Here is a 15189-nt window from a genome sequence, read left to right on the forward strand (position 1 = left end):
AACAAGCAAATGCCCCCGCATTATTAAAATCTTGTTTAAAGTCAGCTAATTAATTTTAGAACAAACATTACTGACATGCCCAAACCTAAGGTAGCAATAATATTACGACTCTTATAAGCAACAAAAGCCGCAACCAGACCCGCAACCAGATAATGATTGTTAAAGCTAATATCCAAATATCCCCTGGGCAAAAGTAATGACGGTGCAATTAATGCTGTCAAAATAGCAACCGGAACATATTTAAACCACCTGCTTAACCAGGCAGGCACCCCGGTAAAACGGAACATAGCCAGGGCACCGAATCTGGTAAAATAAGTAACCAGGGCCATTCCTAAAATGATGTAAAAAATTTCGCTGCGCATCCTAGTTTTCCTCCTCCAATAACCCCCCGATGATACTGGCCGTCAGGCAGGCGATAATTATATACCACTTGCCGGGCAAATACAGGGCAGCAATTACCGAAACCACCGCAGCAACCCCGCACACAATAAGTCCGGTGCGGCTTGTCAACAGCGGTACCAACAATACCAAAAAAGTTGCCGGCATGGCAAAATCAAGCCCCCAGGTCAAGGGATCGGAAATATAGCTGCCCAAGACTACTCCGCCGATAGTAGATAAAACCCACGCTAAATAAAGCAATATGCTTACGGTTAATTGATAAACCATGCTGTATGCGGCCTTGTGAAGCCGGCTGACAGTAAGGGCGTAGGTTTCATCAGTTAAAAAAAACGCCAGGAATGCTTGCAGAGACAGCGGCAGTCTGGTCATATAGGGCGCTAAGGACATGCCCATTATCAAGTGACGCAGGTTTACCAGTAAAGTAGTGAAAACAACTATTCCCCAGCTTGTAATACCCGCGCCCAGCATAGTAATACCAATAAACTGGGACGCACCGGCAAAAACAAAGACAGACATAAGAATAATTTCGCCGGCTGACATTTTGGCTGTCAGCCCCATGATGCCGCAGGTGATGCCAAAGGGCACTGCTCCAAACACCACCGGAGCACAATCCCTGATTGCCTCCCATACTTCTAAGGCTGTTTCGCTCTTACCTGACAACAAATTTGATAACTGCATAATTATGCCACCTACCGTAAATATATTTTTAAAATCTTAACCGGCAGGAGAAACATTGTAAATATCCAATTAAATTAGATGTTGGATAAATTGGATACATAATAAGGAGAAACGCCAAATGGACATATCCAAACATCTGATTAACTCAGAACTGGATACCTCAGATAAACGTCCTCTCTATATGCAAATTGCCTTTCTTATTGCTGACAAAATACAAAAGCAAACTCTGCCGCCGGGCATAAAGCTTCCATCTGAACGGGAATTAGCCGACCTCTTTGGTGTCAGCCGAACCACTGCCATCAATGCCTATCGTCAATTGGAACAACAGGGATTGGTCTGGACAAAAGTGGGCAGCGGGACTTATGTATCGCCGGTGCGGCATGTCGAATCCCAACCCGAAGTTCCCTGGCTCCAGCTGTTTACTCCCTACCCGCAAGATCCCCTGGCTTCAACATTAAGGGATCTGGTTGCCACACCGGCCTCAAATACTATATCCCTCGCCGCCGGCTTGCCTGATCCTGCCCTTTATCCTTTGGAAACTTTTACTGAATTATTTAATTACCATATAGACAGGGTGTCCCCGGCTGATTTCGGATACATTCCCGTAGAAGGCTATCATCCTTTTAGAAAGTCCGTTGCCGCCATGTTAAACGAGAAGGGTATAGCGGCTTCAGCAGAAAATATACTTGCTCTCTCCGGATCTCAACAAGGATTATATTTAGTCAGTAAAATATTGTTAGCCCCCGGCGACTACGTTGTGACGGAAACCCCCACTTTTATCGGTGCCATTCAGGTTTTTCAGGCTGCCGGGGCAAGAATTTTAAGCCTGCCCTGCCGGCAAAACTTAGAACTGTTGGAGGACTATCTAATTCGCTATCGGCCTAAATTGTTATATATCATACCTACTTATCAAAACCCCAGCGGCCGGGTTTTGCCGGCACATGAACGCCAGGATTTAATTAAACTGGCCAAACGGCACCGGCTAATTATACTGGAAGACGACCCCTACAGTGAGTTATCCTATGACACACAGCCCCCGCCGGCCCTGAAAGCTTTAGATCACTACGAAGGGTTAATTTATCTGGGAACTTTCTCAAAAATTCTCTGCCCCGGTTTGCGTACAGGCTATCTTGTAGGGCCGCCTGTTTTAATCAACCGGCTTGCCCTGGAAAAACAGTTTATTGACCTGCATTCAAACAACCTGGCCCAATGGCTGGTGACCATGTTTTTAAGTGAAGGTATGCTTGCCCAGCACCTGGCCACAGTGCGCAGGGAATATAAAAGGCGCCGGGATGCCATGGCGAAAGCTCTGCAGCGTTTGTGCGCCGGCGAAATTGAGTTTGCGGTACCCGAGGGCGGATTTTTCTTCTGGTGTAAGCTAAAACAAGCAGGCACCTCACAACAGCTTCTACAGGAAGCGGTAAATAACCGTATTTCCTTTGTACCTGGCGAAGTCTTCCAAACGGTACCTACTAACCAGGATAAAGAGTTTCGCCTCTGTTTTGCCGCTCATAATGAAGCCATTTTGCTTGAAGCAATACAGCGCCTGGCCAAAACTTTGTCGCAAATAAGAAAAAAACATTTATCAACTGCTTCGCCGCCCTGTTCAGTGCGGCCGATTATTTAATACTACGGCATATTACGGCCCAGGCACAAGGAGGTATTGTAAATGAATAAAAGAAATTTTACTCTGATCGGGCTAGCAATTGTAAGCCTCTTGCTGTTTTCCTTTAATCAGCTTCATGGTAGCTTGAGATTACCTTTGGCTGCTCCAACAGTCGGGGCAACAGCAGGAAAACAAAAGGTTGCTTATCACAACATCTCAGCTCAAGAACTAAAGCAGTGGATTAACTCCGGCAAGGACATGCTTCTGATTGATGTTCGCGAACCGTCCGAGTTCCAAGAAGGTTACTTGCCGGGCGCTGTTAATATCCCTCTTGGCCAGCTTGAAAACCGGCTGCAGGAAATCAGCAAAGACAAAGACGTGGTTTTATACTGCCGCAGCGGTCGCAGAAGTGCCCTGGCCGCAGACATAATGGTTAAGAACGGCTTCCAAAGGGTGTTTAATCTGGCGGGGGGCATCCTTAGCTGGCATTAAAACAAAAGGCGTGCGTGGCACTTCCTGACATGTCGGGAAGTGCCACGCACGCCTTATTTTTTTCGGCACCGGATAAATTTGCATCTTGTAAGAAAAAATATTCCCCAAGGAGGGATAAACCATTGAGCAGTTTAGAATATGGAGCAAGGGTTGCCTTAGAGGTCTGCCTTGGCGTGAAAAAGGGTGAACAGGTGCTGGTGGTGGCCGACCGGGACACCCGAACGGTGGGTCGGGCCCTGTGGGAACAAGCAGTTTCTTTGGAGGCAGAAGCCGTGTGGCTGGAAATGCTGCCCAGGTCTGTTAACGGCCAGGAACCACCGGCAGCTGTGGCGGCAGCTATGAAACAGGCCGACATAGTCGTGGCAGCCACCAGTAAATCAATATCGCATACCCGGACCCGCCGGAAAGCTAATCAAAGCGGCGCCAGAGTACCCTCCCTGCCGGGTATTACAGGAGAAATTCTGGCCCGCACCATGACCGCTGACTATCAAAAAATCAGTGAACTAAGCAGCCGGGTGGCGGAGCTGTTAAGCAAAAGCAACCAAGCGCGGATCATCACCCCGGCCGGCACCGATTTAACCATGTCCCTGCGGGGTCGGGCCGCTCATGCCGATACCGGCTTGCTGCAGGGTAAAGGCATGTTTGGCAACCTGCCCGCCGGAGAAGCCTATATTGCCCCCCTGGAAGGGACAGCCAACGGTACCCTGGTAATTGACGGGGCCATGGCCGGAGTAGGTATGCTTAAAGGGGAAATCATCCGCATTACGGTGCAAAACGGTTATGCCGTAGGGATTCAAGGCGGTCAGGGTGCCAAAATACTGGAAGACCTGCTGAAGCCCCTGGGTAAAGAAGCCGGCAATATTGCTGAACTGGGGGTTGGTACTAACGACAAGGCCATTATTACCGGCAATGTCCTGGAGGATGAAAAGGTGCTGGGTACCGTCCATGTGGCCCTGGGCAACAGCATCAGCTTTGGCGGAACGGTGGATGTGCCCATTCATTTAGACGGCATTCTCTTAAAGCCAACTCTTATGCTTGACGGGCAAATAATCTTGCAGGAAGGAAATATGCAAATCTGATCATTTTAAGGTGGTGATACCATGGCTGATGCAACCAAAGCAAATCAGGATGTGGTAGAACATAGCAGTATGTTGGAAGGCGCTTACGGCGGCATACCCGGTGAACGTTACGTCCCCTTTGTAGCGCCTGAAAAATCGGTGGTGGAATTTACGGCCCGGGCCCTGGTCATCGGCGCCCTGCTGTCGGTTCTTTTTGGTGTGGCCAATACTTATCTGGGGCTGAAAGTGGGTTTAACCGTCAGTGCCTCCATTCCTGCCGCAGTGTTAGCTACCGGTCTATATAAGATATTTTTCCGGAGCGGCAATATTTTAGAAAGAAATATCGTTCAAACAGTAGCCTCTTCCGGCGAAAGCATTGCCGGCGGCATCATTTTTACCATTCCCGCCCTGTTGCTCTGGGGTATGGACATCAGTGTGCTTACTGTCGTTATTGTTTCCGCGCTGGGCGGCCTCATCGGCATCCTGTTCTTTGTTCCTCTGCGAAGGTATCTGACAGTGGAAGAACACGGCAGCCTGATTTATCCGGAAGGAATGGCCTGTGCTGAGGTACTGGTTTCCGGCGAAAAAGGCGGCGCCGGCGCCGGCTTGGTGTTTACCGGTATTGCCGTGGGCGGCCTGTACAAGCTGTTCTCCGGCGGTTTCCTGGCCTGGAATGAAAGCCCGGAATGGAAATTGCCCTTTCTTTCCAATGGCCTGATTGGTGTCAATGCCCTCCCCTCATTGTTAGGCGTCGGCTTTATTGTTGGTTATGATGTAGGCAAGTTCATGCTGGCCGGCGGTCTGGTGGCCTGGATGCTGGTGATTCCCCTGATCAGCTATTTCGGCCAGGGATTAGCTAACCCTATTTTCCCCAGTACGGTGCCCATTGCCGAAATGGACGCCTGGAGCATCTGGAGCAAATATGTGCGTTACATCGGCGCCGGCGCAGTGGCTGCCGGCGGGTTTATCTCTTTGGCCAGATCGGCTCCCACCATTATTCGTTCCTTTCGGGCAGCTATGAGCGGCCTTGCCCAAACCAAGGGGGCAGCCGGCCAAAAGCGAACCGAACAGGATCTTTCCATGGCCGTGGTGATCGGCGGAACGCTGCTGGTGGCACTGCTCATTGTTTTCTTGCCTCAGGTGCCGGGCGGTATTATAGGTGCCCTGCTGGTTCTTTTCTTCGGCTTTTTCTTTGCCGCTGTGTCCAGCCGCATCACCGGTATTGTGGGGGTTTCTAACAACCCGGTGTCCGGCATGACCATTGCCACACTGCTGGTGGTGAGCGCCATTGTTAAAGGTCTGGGCTGGTCACCGGAAACCGGTATGGTGGTGGCCATTACCCTGGGTTCTATTGTATGTGTAGCCATTGCAGTGGCCGGTGCCACCGCCCAGAACGGTAAAACCACCTTTATTTTAGGCGGTACCCCCAAGTTTGTACAGATTGGCCAGTACGTGGGAGTGCTTGCCTGTGCCTATTTTATCGGCGCCATTATTGTAATGTTGCACGGCGCTTATACCATGGGTTCCGCCGACCTGCCGGCCCCCCAGGCAACCCTGATGTCAATGGTAACAAAGGGTGTAATTACAGGTACCCTACCCTGGGAGTTTGTTATTATGGGGTTGATTGTGGGAATTGCCATTTATGCCATGGGCCTGCCGGTACTTCCCTTTGCCCTGGGATTTTACCTGCCTCTCCATTTAAGTATGGGCATTCTGGTGGGTGGCGTAGTGCGCATCCTAATTGAAAAAGGCCTGGGCGCCAATGAACTGAAGGACAAGGTGGAGCGTGGCGTTCTTATTTCTTCCGGGCTGATTGCCGGGGACGCCCTGGTTGGCATTGTCATCGCCTTTTTCGCCTACATTGAATACAACATTGCTTTCTTAAAAGGAACCGCTCTGGCTGCCAATAACTGGTTTGCTTTAATCATGTTCCTGCTGGTGGCCTGGTTTACTTACTGGTATACCAACCGGCAAGACGTAAGAAAGGATATTAAAGTTTAAGCGGCCCGCAGCGGGCCGCTTATATATTACAGCAAACGGCTGTCCTTCAAGATTTGATAAATATCCTGTTCCGCCGGCGCCGCCGGGCAGTTGGCCAGGTTTTTGGCTGACAAAGTTTTGGTGGCAAATTTAGCCGCCTCTTCTGCCGTTAATCTGAAATCAACCGGCGCCAACATCTTATTTAAAAACTCTCCCACCTGCGATAAATTGCTGCATCCCAAGGCTTTAACCACCTGCTGCACACGTTCCGGGGCTGCCTGGGCCATAAACTCCAAAGAGGCTTTCATAATGACACCGTTGGCTAAGCCGTGGGGCAAACCTTTAAAATAAGTTAACGGATAGCCCAGGGCATGGATCACCCCGGTAGCAGTTTGGGCAATAACCAAACCGGCCAGCAGGGAAGCATACAACAGTTCTTCCCGCTCTGCCAGCGAAAGATCAGCCGGTTTGCAGCGGGTTAACACCCTGCCCAGGATGGCAATACTCTCCAACGCCAGCAGGTCGGTAAGGGGCGTGGCACGCCGGTTAATAAAACCTTCCACGCTGTGAGACAAAGCATCCACCGCTGTGTTAACCGTAATCTCCCAAGGTAAATTCAACATATAGCGGGCATCCAAAAAAGCCAGCACCGGAAATAATTTTTCACCGGCAATGGACATTTTGGTTTCTGCCCATTCCACCGTAAGAATTGCATAAGGGGTTACTTCACTGCCGGTACCGGCAGTGGTAGGTACCGCCACCACCGGGAGCGGCTCATTGGTCCACTGCCTGGCCATTAATTCCTGCCGGCTAACCTGATTGACCGCCAACACCGCCACAGCCTTGGCGGCATCCAGGGGGCTGCCGCCACCGATCCCGATAATAAAATCTGCCCCCATCTCCCGGGCCCTTTGCCCGCCCCGGTACACCGTAGCTAAACCGGGGTTTTGCTCAACTTCTTGAAAAACTTCCGCCTGGATGCCTTGCCGGTTGAGAGCAGCCAGCATATCAGCCAGGGAACCGTTTCTTTGTGACGAGCTGCCGCCTGTTACAATTAAGGCTTTTTTCCCCAGGGGTGCCAGCTCACCGCTGTATTTGTCAATGCACTGCTGCCCGAAAAAAATCCTGGTGGGGCAACGGAAATTAAACTGCATCATAAACCCTCCCCGTATTTGGTTGCTGTTCTTACCATATTTTATCTCTGATGGTGGTAAATATTAAGAGCTTATGATAAAAATGTCTAAAATTTTGATTGACAAACTGACACTTCTGCCTTAGAATTTACATTGTTTAATTAAACAATAAATATATCCTTCTTATCCAGAGCGGCTGAGGGACTGGCCCTATGAAGCCCGGCAACCTTCTTGGTTATCCGAGAAAGGTGCTAATTCCTGCAGAAGATTTTCTTTCTTCTGAAAGATAAGAAGAGGGCGTAGATGTTATGGCCTCTTCTGGTCTGTCAGAAGAGGCCTTAATTTTTCAAGGAAGGTTGATGCCGGTGATTCAAATTCAAGATTTGACAAAAATTTATCGGTCTGCTGCCGGTGCGGTTACTGCCCTGGATCACGTTAACCTGCGGGTGCGCAAAGGGGAAATTTACGGCATTATTGGCTACAGCGGCGCGGGTAAAAGTACCCTCATCCGTTGTGTAAATATGCTGGAACAACCTACCTCCGGCAGTATCAAGGTAAACGGTCAGGAAATAACTTCTCTTAACGAAACTCAATTAAGGGTAGCCCGCCGCAAAATCGGTATGATATTTCAGCATTTTAATTTGTTATCATCCCGGACAGTATTTGAGAATGTGGCCTTTCCCTTGGAGATCAGCGGTGTGCCGAAAGCCCAGATCAAAGAAAAGGTAACCAAACTGTTGGGTCTGGTGGGCCTGTCGGATAAGGCCGGCGCATACCCCTCGCAGCTTTCCGGGGGGCAGAAACAAAGGGTGGGCATTGCCCGGGCACTGGCCAACGATCCCATCGTTTTATTATGTGACGAAGCCACTTCGGCCCTGGACCCTGCCACCACAGATTCAATTCTGGCCCTGTTAAAAGACATTAACCGCCGGCTGGACCTCACCATTTTAATGATTACTCACGAAATGAAAGTGATCTCGGAAATTTGTGACTCGGTGGCAGTGCTGGAACAGGGAAAAGTTATTGAGGAAGGGCTGGTTATTGACGTCTTTACGCAGCCTCAACACCCGACCACCCGCCGTTTTGTGCAAACCATTATTCAAACCGATATTCCCGAACATATTAAGAAACCGCTGCTGCAAAGGGGGCGGGGACAAATCATCCGGGTATCTTTTATCGGGGATGCCGCTGCCGAACCGGTGATATCCACACTGGTGAAAAAATTTGCTGTAGACATTAATATTCTCTACGGCAACATAAATCAAATCCAGGATACCCCCTTTGGCATGTTAATAATAGAATGTCTGGGGTCCCAGGATAACTGTCGCTTAGCTTTGCAACACTTGCGCCGGCAGGGTTTAAGAATCGAGGTGTTAAAAAATGTTGAATGATTTGTTTGTCCACTTATCCGGTATTTCGCCTGAGCTAATTAAGGCCACCTGGGAAACCCTGTATATGACGGTGGTGGCGGTTATTTTTGCGTCGCTGCTGGGTATTCCCATGGGCATTATTCTGGTAATCACCGACCAGGGCCACATTAAAGAAAACCTGGTGGTCAACCGGATACTGGGAACGGTTATCAATATTTTTCGTTCATATCCCTTTATTATCCTGCTGCTGGCCCTGGTTCCCTTTACCAGGCTGCTGGTGGGTACCACCATCGGTACAACGGCAGCCATTGTCCCCTTAACGGTGGCAGCCGCCCCCTTTGTGGCCAGAATGGTGGAAAGTTCCTTGAAAGAAATAAACAAAGGGGTTATTGAGGCTGCTCTGGCTATGGGTGCCACCACCTGGCAAATTATATGGAAAGTATTGCTGCCTGAGGCTTTGCCCGGCATTATCCTGGGCACTACCATCACCACTATTGCGGTAATAGGCTACTCAGCCATGGCCGGCGTGGTGGGCGGCGGCGGATTGGGTGATCTGGCGGTAAGGTACGGTTACATGCGATTTGATTCGGTAGTAATGGTAACCACAGTCATCGTTTTAGTAATTCTTGTACAGGTTATTCAATCTTTGGGCAATTTACTTGCCAATAAATTCAATAAAAATTAAAGGAGGAAAAGAACATGAAGAAAAAACTGGTATTTATTGTGGCCTGTCTGAGCAGCCTGGTACTGCTGCTAACCGGCTGCGGCGGATCAAAGGAACCTGCCCAACAGCAAGCAAACCAAACCGGCAAAGTAATAAAAGTTGGCGCCACACCGGTACCCCATGCGGAAATACTAAAAGTCGTGCAACCCCTGTTGGAGAAAGACGGCATTAAATTAGAGATTGTGGAATTTAATGATTATGTGCAACCCAACCTGGCCCTGCATGATAAACAATTGGACGCCAATTACTTTCAACACCTGCCCTACCTGGAAGATTTCAATAAGCAAAAGGGTTTAAACCTTACCTACACCGCCAAAATTCACTTTGAGCCCATGGGCTTATACTCTAAAAAAGTGAAAACCGTCAGTGAGTTTAAAACCGGTGATAAAATCGGTATTCCCAATGACCCCACCAACGGCGGCCGTGCCCTGGTAGTGCTGGAAAAAGCCGGCCTGCTTAAGTTAAAAGAAGGGGTAGGTATTAGCGCCACTGTCCGGGACATTGTGGAAAAGAAAGTAGAAGTGGTTGAGCTGGAAGCCGCTCAGCTGCCCCGTTCCATTGAAGACCTGGCCGGTGCTGTTATTAACGGTAATTTTGCCACCCAGGCTAAATTCAGCCCTGCCGATGCCCTGGTAGCAGAAGATGCCAAGTCCCAGGCTGCCGATACTTACGGCAACATTCTGGCTGTCCGCAGCGGTGATGAAAACCGCGAAGAAATTAAAAAGTTGACAGCGGCTTTACAATCGCCCGAAGTGAAGAAATTTATTGAGGAAACTTATCAAGGTGCTGTCGTGCCTGTATTCTAAGATAAAGGCCCCATGCGGGCCTTTCAAACTGTAGACAAAGGTTGTAAAACAAAGTGAGGTGGTTTTATGATCCCCTGTCGGTGCGCAGACCGGCGCCAAAGGGGTTCATAAACCACCGATAATGTTCGTCGACACTCTGAAAGGCCCTTGCGGGCCTTATTTAATGGTTGGATAGCTCTTTATGCAACTTGTTGATGGAGCTGCTTTCTATGCGAGAAATAAAAGACCTGGAAATGGCTAACCTTTTGCCCACTTCTCGCTGGGTCAATTCATGGCCCCCGTTAAGTCCGTACCTCAGTTTAATTACCAATTGCTCCCTGGGCGATAGTTTTTGCAGTGCACAGGCTAATTTTTCAACTTCCATGTTTTTTTCCACCATCTCGTCAACCGGTGTGTCCGGGGCCGTCAGGGTATCCTGCAGTTCCAGCGCCGTTCCGTCTTTGTCGTAATCCAGAGGCTCGGAGATAGATATGCAGTTTTTTTCATACTTATGTTTGCGCAACAGCATAAGCATCTCATTTTGAATACAAACGCCGGCATAGGTGGAAAATTTTTTGCAACGGGACATGTCAAAGCTTTCTACCGCCTTAATCAGCCCTATCACTCCGCTCTGAAACAAATCCTGTTTATCCACCCCGTTATCCTTTAGCTTGTTGGCAATCTTAGCCACAAGACGCAGGTTTCTTTCAATTAATATTGTTTTTGCCAGTTTATCCCCTTTTGCCATTTTCAGCAGCAACTCTTTTTCTTCTTCCGGCGTGAGGGGATCCGGCAGACTACCCGAAGAGATATATGATACCAGGATAATTAAACCGTTGATAACCGACAACACCAGCAAAGTTAATAAGCCAGGCGACAATGAACATCCCTCCCCAGGTAAAAATAGCTCTACCCTATGCTACGGCGAACCTCTGTAAAAAGTGCTTGTATATTTAAAAAAACTTGCAGCAAGTTTTGGTATTAGATTAAACTGCGGGGAATCGGAAAAAATAACCTAGTAATCTAGTAATAATGTTAGTTTGTCAGAGCATAAATCCGGCCCCATGCAACTTTTTTCACTTGTTTGTTAATTTTTCTTTAATTACTAACTTATTTTTAACAATAATCAGCTTCATATGTTATACTCTTTGATGGACAAAAATAAATTATCTCCTTGGGGGGGACTTTATGTTTTTTAAAAAGAGCGATGTCTTCTTTGAAACTTTTAAAGCAATTGCAGAAAATCTGAACCGGGCAGCCGTTGAATTTCGCGATGAAATTCATCACCCCAGCCCCGAAAAAAAAGGTTTAACCAATATTCAGGATTATGAAAAAAACGGAGACAGGCATACTCATACCATTATTAAAGAACTCAACAAAACCTTTGTGACTCCCCTGGAGCGGGAAGATATCATGAACCTGGCTGTCAAAATGGATGACATCCTGGATGGCATTGAAGCAACCCTTATCCGGATGGACATTTACGACATTAAAGACATGAACATTTTTATCAAGCGAAATGCTGAAATTATTTTGGAACAGTGCCAGGAAGTACAAAAAAGTATTGATAAACTGATAAACAAGAAATACCTGGATATTCGTGCGCATGCCGTAAAGATTAATGAGTTGGAAAATGAAGCCGACCACCTGTTTAATAACAGCCTGCGGGAGCTGGTTGCAACCTGCAGCGATGCCATTGAATTTGTTAAATACAAACAAATTTATGAAATGTTAGAGGAAGTTACTGATGCCTGTGAAGATGTGGCAAATATTTTAGAGAGTATTTTAATGCGAAATTCATAATCAGAGGATGGCAGATTAATGGAACAGCATGCTATTATTATTGTTGTTGTTATTTTGGCCTTAAGTTTTGACTTTATTAACGGTTTTCACGACACCGCCAATGCCATTGCCACTTCCATTTCCACCAAAGCCTTAAAACCGCGCACGGCGATAGTCCTGGCTTCTTTTATGAACCTGCTGGGAGCCCTGACCTTTACCGGTGTGGCCAAAACGGTGGGCGGCAAAGTAGCCAACCCGGCTAATATTGAGCATGGCGTGTATGTGGTGGCAGCGGCGCTGGTGGCGGCCATTGCCTGGAACCTTTTCACCTGGTACTACGGTATCCCCAGCAGTTCTTCCCATGCCTTAATCGGTTCACTGGCCGGAGCGGTTATTGCTGCAGCAGGCTTCAGTGCTGTTAACTATCACGGCTTTCTGACCATTATTGAAGGACTAATCTTATCTCCCCTGCTGGCTTTTACCGTAGGTTATATCATTATGTCAATTATTCGCTTGATTTTTGCTAATTTTTCACCCCATAGGATTAACTCCAAGTTTCGCTTTTTGCAAATTTTTACAGCTTCCTTTCAAGCCTTTAGCCACGGTACTAACGATGCTCAAAAAACCATGGGCATTATTACCTTTGCCCTGGTGGCAGGGGGTTTTCAAGACACCCTGGAGGTAGCAACCTGGGTGAAGGTGTCGGCTGCTGTTGCCATGGCCCTGGGCACATCTGTCGGTGGCTGGCGAATTATTAAAACAGTCGGTTCAAAAATTATTAAATTTGAGCCGGCCAGCGGTTTTGCCTCAGACCTTACCTCTGCCCTTGTGATCATTGGCGCTACCCTGATCAAGCTGCCGGTTTCCACCACCCATGTGATCAGTTCTGCTATTATGGGCGTGGGTTCGGCCAAAAGGTTTTCCGCCGTTAAATGGGGTACCGCCATCACCATGGTTTCTGCCTGGGTTATTACACTGCCCGTAACAATGGTATTAGCGGCTATATCATTTCTAATTGTAAAAATGCTCTTTCTCTAGCAGTCAGGCCTCCCGCAAGGGAGGCTTGACTGCATTTTTTAATAAATATTTTTTTAAAAAATGGGCATCACTTAAATTAATAAAACGGTTAGGAGGATGCCTGTGAGTGAGTACCTGGGCAGCAAAGAAGCCAAGCAGGAAATGCTGAAGCAGATTATCAAAGGACTGCACGAAGGAAAAAATCCCGAGGACGTTAAAGCTGAATTTAAAAAATTAATTAAAGACGTCGACGCCTCTGAGATTGCCAACATGGAGCAAGCTCTCATCCGCGAGGGCATGAATCCCCAAGAAATTACTAAACTTTGCGATGTCCATGCAGCAGTTTTTCGGGAAGCCCTGGAACAAAATGAAAAACCGGAGCTGATACCCGGCCATCCCATGTATACCATCAAACACGAAAACGAAGAAATTAAAAAAGTACTGGCGCAACTGGACAGCTTGCTGGCTCAAAATAATGCTGCAGGTTTTCAGGAACGACTGCATTTTTTTAAAGATAATCTGGATAAACACTATGCCAAAAAAGAAAACATCTTGTTTCCTTATTTAGAACGGCATAATATTACCGGCCCGCCGTCGGTTATGTGGTCAGTGGATGATGAAATCAGAGATATGGTTAAGGGATTTTACGCTAAAGTTGCACAATTAAGCACTGCGGATCTGGCGGAAGCCGCAGGCCCATATGAAATTTTAAAACAAAAGGTATTAGAAATGATTTTTAAAGAAGAAAATATTTTAACCCCCATGATGATGCAAAATCTGACGGAGCCAGAATGGGCTGAAATCAAACAGCAGGATGAGGAATTTGGGGTGGTGTTTTCCAGACCCCATGGGGATTTCTGGCAACCCCGGGCCGCCAGGGAACCTGTCACTGCTTTGCCGGATACCGATCAAAACGCTTTACCCCTGGATACAGGTTTTCTCAGCCTAAAACAAATTAACACAATACTTACCAACTTGCCTGTTGATATAACCTTTGTCGATAAAGATGATACTGTGCGTTATTTCTCCCAGGGGCAGGAGAGAATATTTATCCGCACCAGGTCAATTATCGGTCGCAAAGTACAAAATTGCCACCCGCCGGACAGTGTGCATGTAGTAGAAAAAATCCTGTCCGATTTTAAAAGCGGAAAGCACAGTACGGCCGAGTTTTGGCTTGAACTAGGCGGTAAATTTATTCACATTCGTTATTTTGCATTGAGAGATGAAAAGGGACAATACTTGGGTACTATGGAAGTAAGCCAGGATGTCACCAAAATCCGCTCGCTGCAAGGTGAACGGCGATTGCTGCAATATGAAGATTAGCCAGGATTTAAATCCTGGTATTTTATTTTGATATTTAAAGTTTTTAATCATCAAGGCGAAAATAATAACAAAGTTAATTTTTACCAAAGGATTTTAATTAACTGGCTTTGAACTATTATAAAATTGCAGCTAGCCTTATAAACTTTCTTTTTAATTTTGAAGGGATGACTAATATGCTATTTTGGAGTTTATTCAGCCGCGGCAATAAAAACATCTGGCTTAAAGTTCCCGGTCGGGAAGCGGTAGAAACCAAAATTACCGAAGTGGAAGGTAACTTGATTTGGATTAGTCTGCCCCGTCAAGAAGGCCAGGTGATTGTGCTGAAACAACACGATGAGGTGGAAATAGGCTTTTCCTTCAGTGAAGGATACTACTGCGCCACCACAGAAGTGGCACGCATCGGCAACAGTCACGGCAAAGTCTACGGCCTGGCGATACCGGAACGGTTTGAGCGGCAGCAGCGGCGGGATTATGTGCGCAGCAAATATTCCGGCACCGCGCTTTTTACTTCTCTCACGCATAACACCAGTCTGGCAACTGAAATATTTGATTTTTCGGCAGGCGGCATCAAGGTCTTTGTTACACCGGAGTTTGAAAAATTACTGGCTAAAGAAAAACATTTTCACGTTGTCTTTGCCATTGATTCCATTGCTTTTTCTCTTAAGGCCAGCCTGGTGTGGGTAAAGCAAAAAGATGAAATATTATACGCCGGTTTTAAGTTTAACGATTTACAACCCAAGGATGAAAACATACTGATGGCCCTGGCCCTAAAATACTCCAGGAAAGACACCGGTAAACGCTAATAACCTTTGTGTCGTTGATTCTGTACCAAGGAGCTGGTT

At 47.4% G+C, this 15189-nt stretch carries 15 protein-coding genes and 1 riboswitch; of the genes, 11 read left to right on the forward strand and 4 right to left on the reverse strand.

Going from position 1 to position 15189, the window contains the following annotated elements; genetic code table 11:
* Positions 1–41: 41 nt before the first annotated feature.
* Both DESHY_RS05475 and DESHY_RS05480 read right to left on the reverse strand, forming a co-directional pair.
* On the reverse strand, positions 42–362 hold the full coding sequence (locus DESHY_RS05475) for an AzlD domain-containing protein (protein ID WP_008411055.1): 321 nt from the start codon (positions 360–362) through the stop codon (positions 42–44).
* A 1-nt stretch (position 363) separates the two neighbouring features.
* Positions 364–1077 (reverse strand): AzlC family ABC transporter permease, encoded by a 714-nt coding sequence (locus tag DESHY_RS05480; RefSeq protein ID WP_008411057.1) that lies wholly within the window; start codon positions 1075–1077, stop codon positions 364–366.
* A gap of 118 nt (positions 1078–1195) precedes the next feature.
* Between DESHY_RS05480 and pdxR the strand changes: the two genes are divergently transcribed.
* The 4 genes from pdxR to DESHY_RS05500 all read left to right on the forward strand — a co-directional run bounded on the left by pdxR (position 1196) and on the right by DESHY_RS05500 (position 6234).
* A complete protein-coding gene (gene pdxR / locus DESHY_RS05485) occupies positions 1196–2704 on the forward strand; it encodes a MocR-like pyridoxine biosynthesis transcription factor PdxR (protein WP_008411058.1) in 1509 nt (502 codons plus the stop codon).
* A 42-nt stretch (positions 2705–2746) separates the two neighbouring features.
* On the forward strand, positions 2747–3175 hold the full coding sequence (locus tag DESHY_RS05490; RefSeq protein ID WP_008411060.1) for a rhodanese-like domain-containing protein: 429 nt from the start codon (positions 2747–2749) through the stop codon (positions 3173–3175).
* A gap of 122 nt (positions 3176–3297) precedes the next feature.
* Complete coding sequence (locus tag DESHY_RS05495; protein ID WP_008411062.1) at positions 3298–4254, forward strand: aminopeptidase; 957 nt, start codon at positions 3298–3300, stop codon at positions 4252–4254.
* 21 nt (positions 4255–4275) lie between these two features.
* Positions 4276–6234, forward strand: coding sequence for an OPT family oligopeptide transporter (locus DESHY_RS05500; protein WP_008411064.1), 1959 nt, complete (start codon positions 4276–4278; stop codon positions 6232–6234).
* Between the two features lie 26 nt (positions 6235–6260).
* On the opposite strand, the gene DESHY_RS05505 is transcribed toward DESHY_RS05500, so the two are convergent.
* On the reverse strand, positions 6261–7367 hold the full coding sequence (locus tag DESHY_RS05505; RefSeq protein WP_008411066.1) for an iron-containing alcohol dehydrogenase family protein: 1107 nt from the start codon (positions 7365–7367) through the stop codon (positions 6261–6263).
* A gap of 159 nt (positions 7368–7526) precedes the next feature.
* A riboswitch (SAM riboswitch) is annotated at positions 7527–7639 on the forward strand.
* 72 nt (positions 7640–7711) lie between these two features.
* Here DESHY_RS05505 and DESHY_RS05510 point away from each other — a divergent pair.
* From DESHY_RS05510 to DESHY_RS05520, 3 genes are read left to right on the forward strand one after another with little or no spacing between them, the layout of a single operon-like run.
* Positions 7712–8737 carry a methionine ABC transporter ATP-binding protein gene (locus DESHY_RS05510; protein WP_048817941.1) on the forward strand — a complete coding sequence of 342 codons (1026 nt, stop codon included), beginning with the start codon at positions 7712–7714 and terminating at the stop codon, positions 8735–8737.
* The gene (locus tag DESHY_RS05515) at positions 8727–9401 is read left to right on the forward strand and encodes a methionine ABC transporter permease (protein WP_008411069.1); all 675 of its coding nucleotides are present in this window, start codon (positions 8727–8729) and stop codon (positions 9399–9401) included. Before DESHY_RS05510 ends, DESHY_RS05515 begins: the two co-directional genes overlap by 11 nt.
* Before the next feature lie 14 nt (positions 9402–9415).
* Positions 9416–10246 (forward strand): MetQ/NlpA family ABC transporter substrate-binding protein, encoded by an 831-nt coding sequence (locus DESHY_RS05520; RefSeq protein WP_008411070.1) that lies wholly within the window; start codon positions 9416–9418, stop codon positions 10244–10246.
* A gap of 160 nt (positions 10247–10406) precedes the next feature.
* Here the strand turns inward: DESHY_RS05520 and sigK are convergent, their stop codons facing one another.
* Positions 10407–11105, reverse strand: a complete 699-nt coding sequence (sigK, locus tag DESHY_RS05525) for an RNA polymerase sporulation sigma factor SigK (RefSeq protein ID WP_008411071.1) — start codon at positions 11103–11105, stop codon at positions 10407–10409.
* Positions 11106–11413: 308 nt separating this feature from the next.
* Here sigK and DESHY_RS05530 point away from each other — a divergent pair, with 308 nt between their 5' ends.
* The 4 genes from DESHY_RS05530 to DESHY_RS05545 all read left to right on the forward strand — a co-directional run bounded on the left by DESHY_RS05530 (position 11414) and on the right by DESHY_RS05545 (position 15150).
* Positions 11414–12028: a DUF47 domain-containing protein gene (locus DESHY_RS05530; protein ID WP_008411072.1), complete on the forward strand. Its 615-nt coding sequence runs from the start codon at positions 11414–11416 to the stop codon at positions 12026–12028.
* An 18-nt stretch (positions 12029–12046) separates the two neighbouring features.
* Positions 12047–13045, forward strand: coding sequence for an inorganic phosphate transporter (locus tag DESHY_RS05535; RefSeq protein WP_008411073.1), 999 nt, complete (start codon positions 12047–12049; stop codon positions 13043–13045).
* Between the two features lie 96 nt (positions 13046–13141).
* On the forward strand, positions 13142–14347 hold the full coding sequence (locus DESHY_RS05540) for a DUF438 domain-containing protein (protein WP_235695522.1): 1206 nt from the start codon (positions 13142–13144) through the stop codon (positions 14345–14347).
* Between the two features lie 173 nt (positions 14348–14520).
* Positions 14521–15150 carry a PilZ domain-containing protein gene (locus DESHY_RS05545; RefSeq protein WP_008411075.1) on the forward strand — a complete coding sequence of 210 codons (630 nt, stop codon included), beginning with the start codon at positions 14521–14523 and terminating at the stop codon, positions 15148–15150.
* Positions 15151–15189: the final 39 nt, after the last annotated feature.

The organism is Desulforamulus hydrothermalis Lam5 = DSM 18033 (genome assembly GCF_000315365.1).
GTDB lineage: Bacteria > Bacillota > Desulfotomaculia > Desulfotomaculales > Desulfotomaculaceae > Desulfotomaculum > Desulfotomaculum hydrothermale.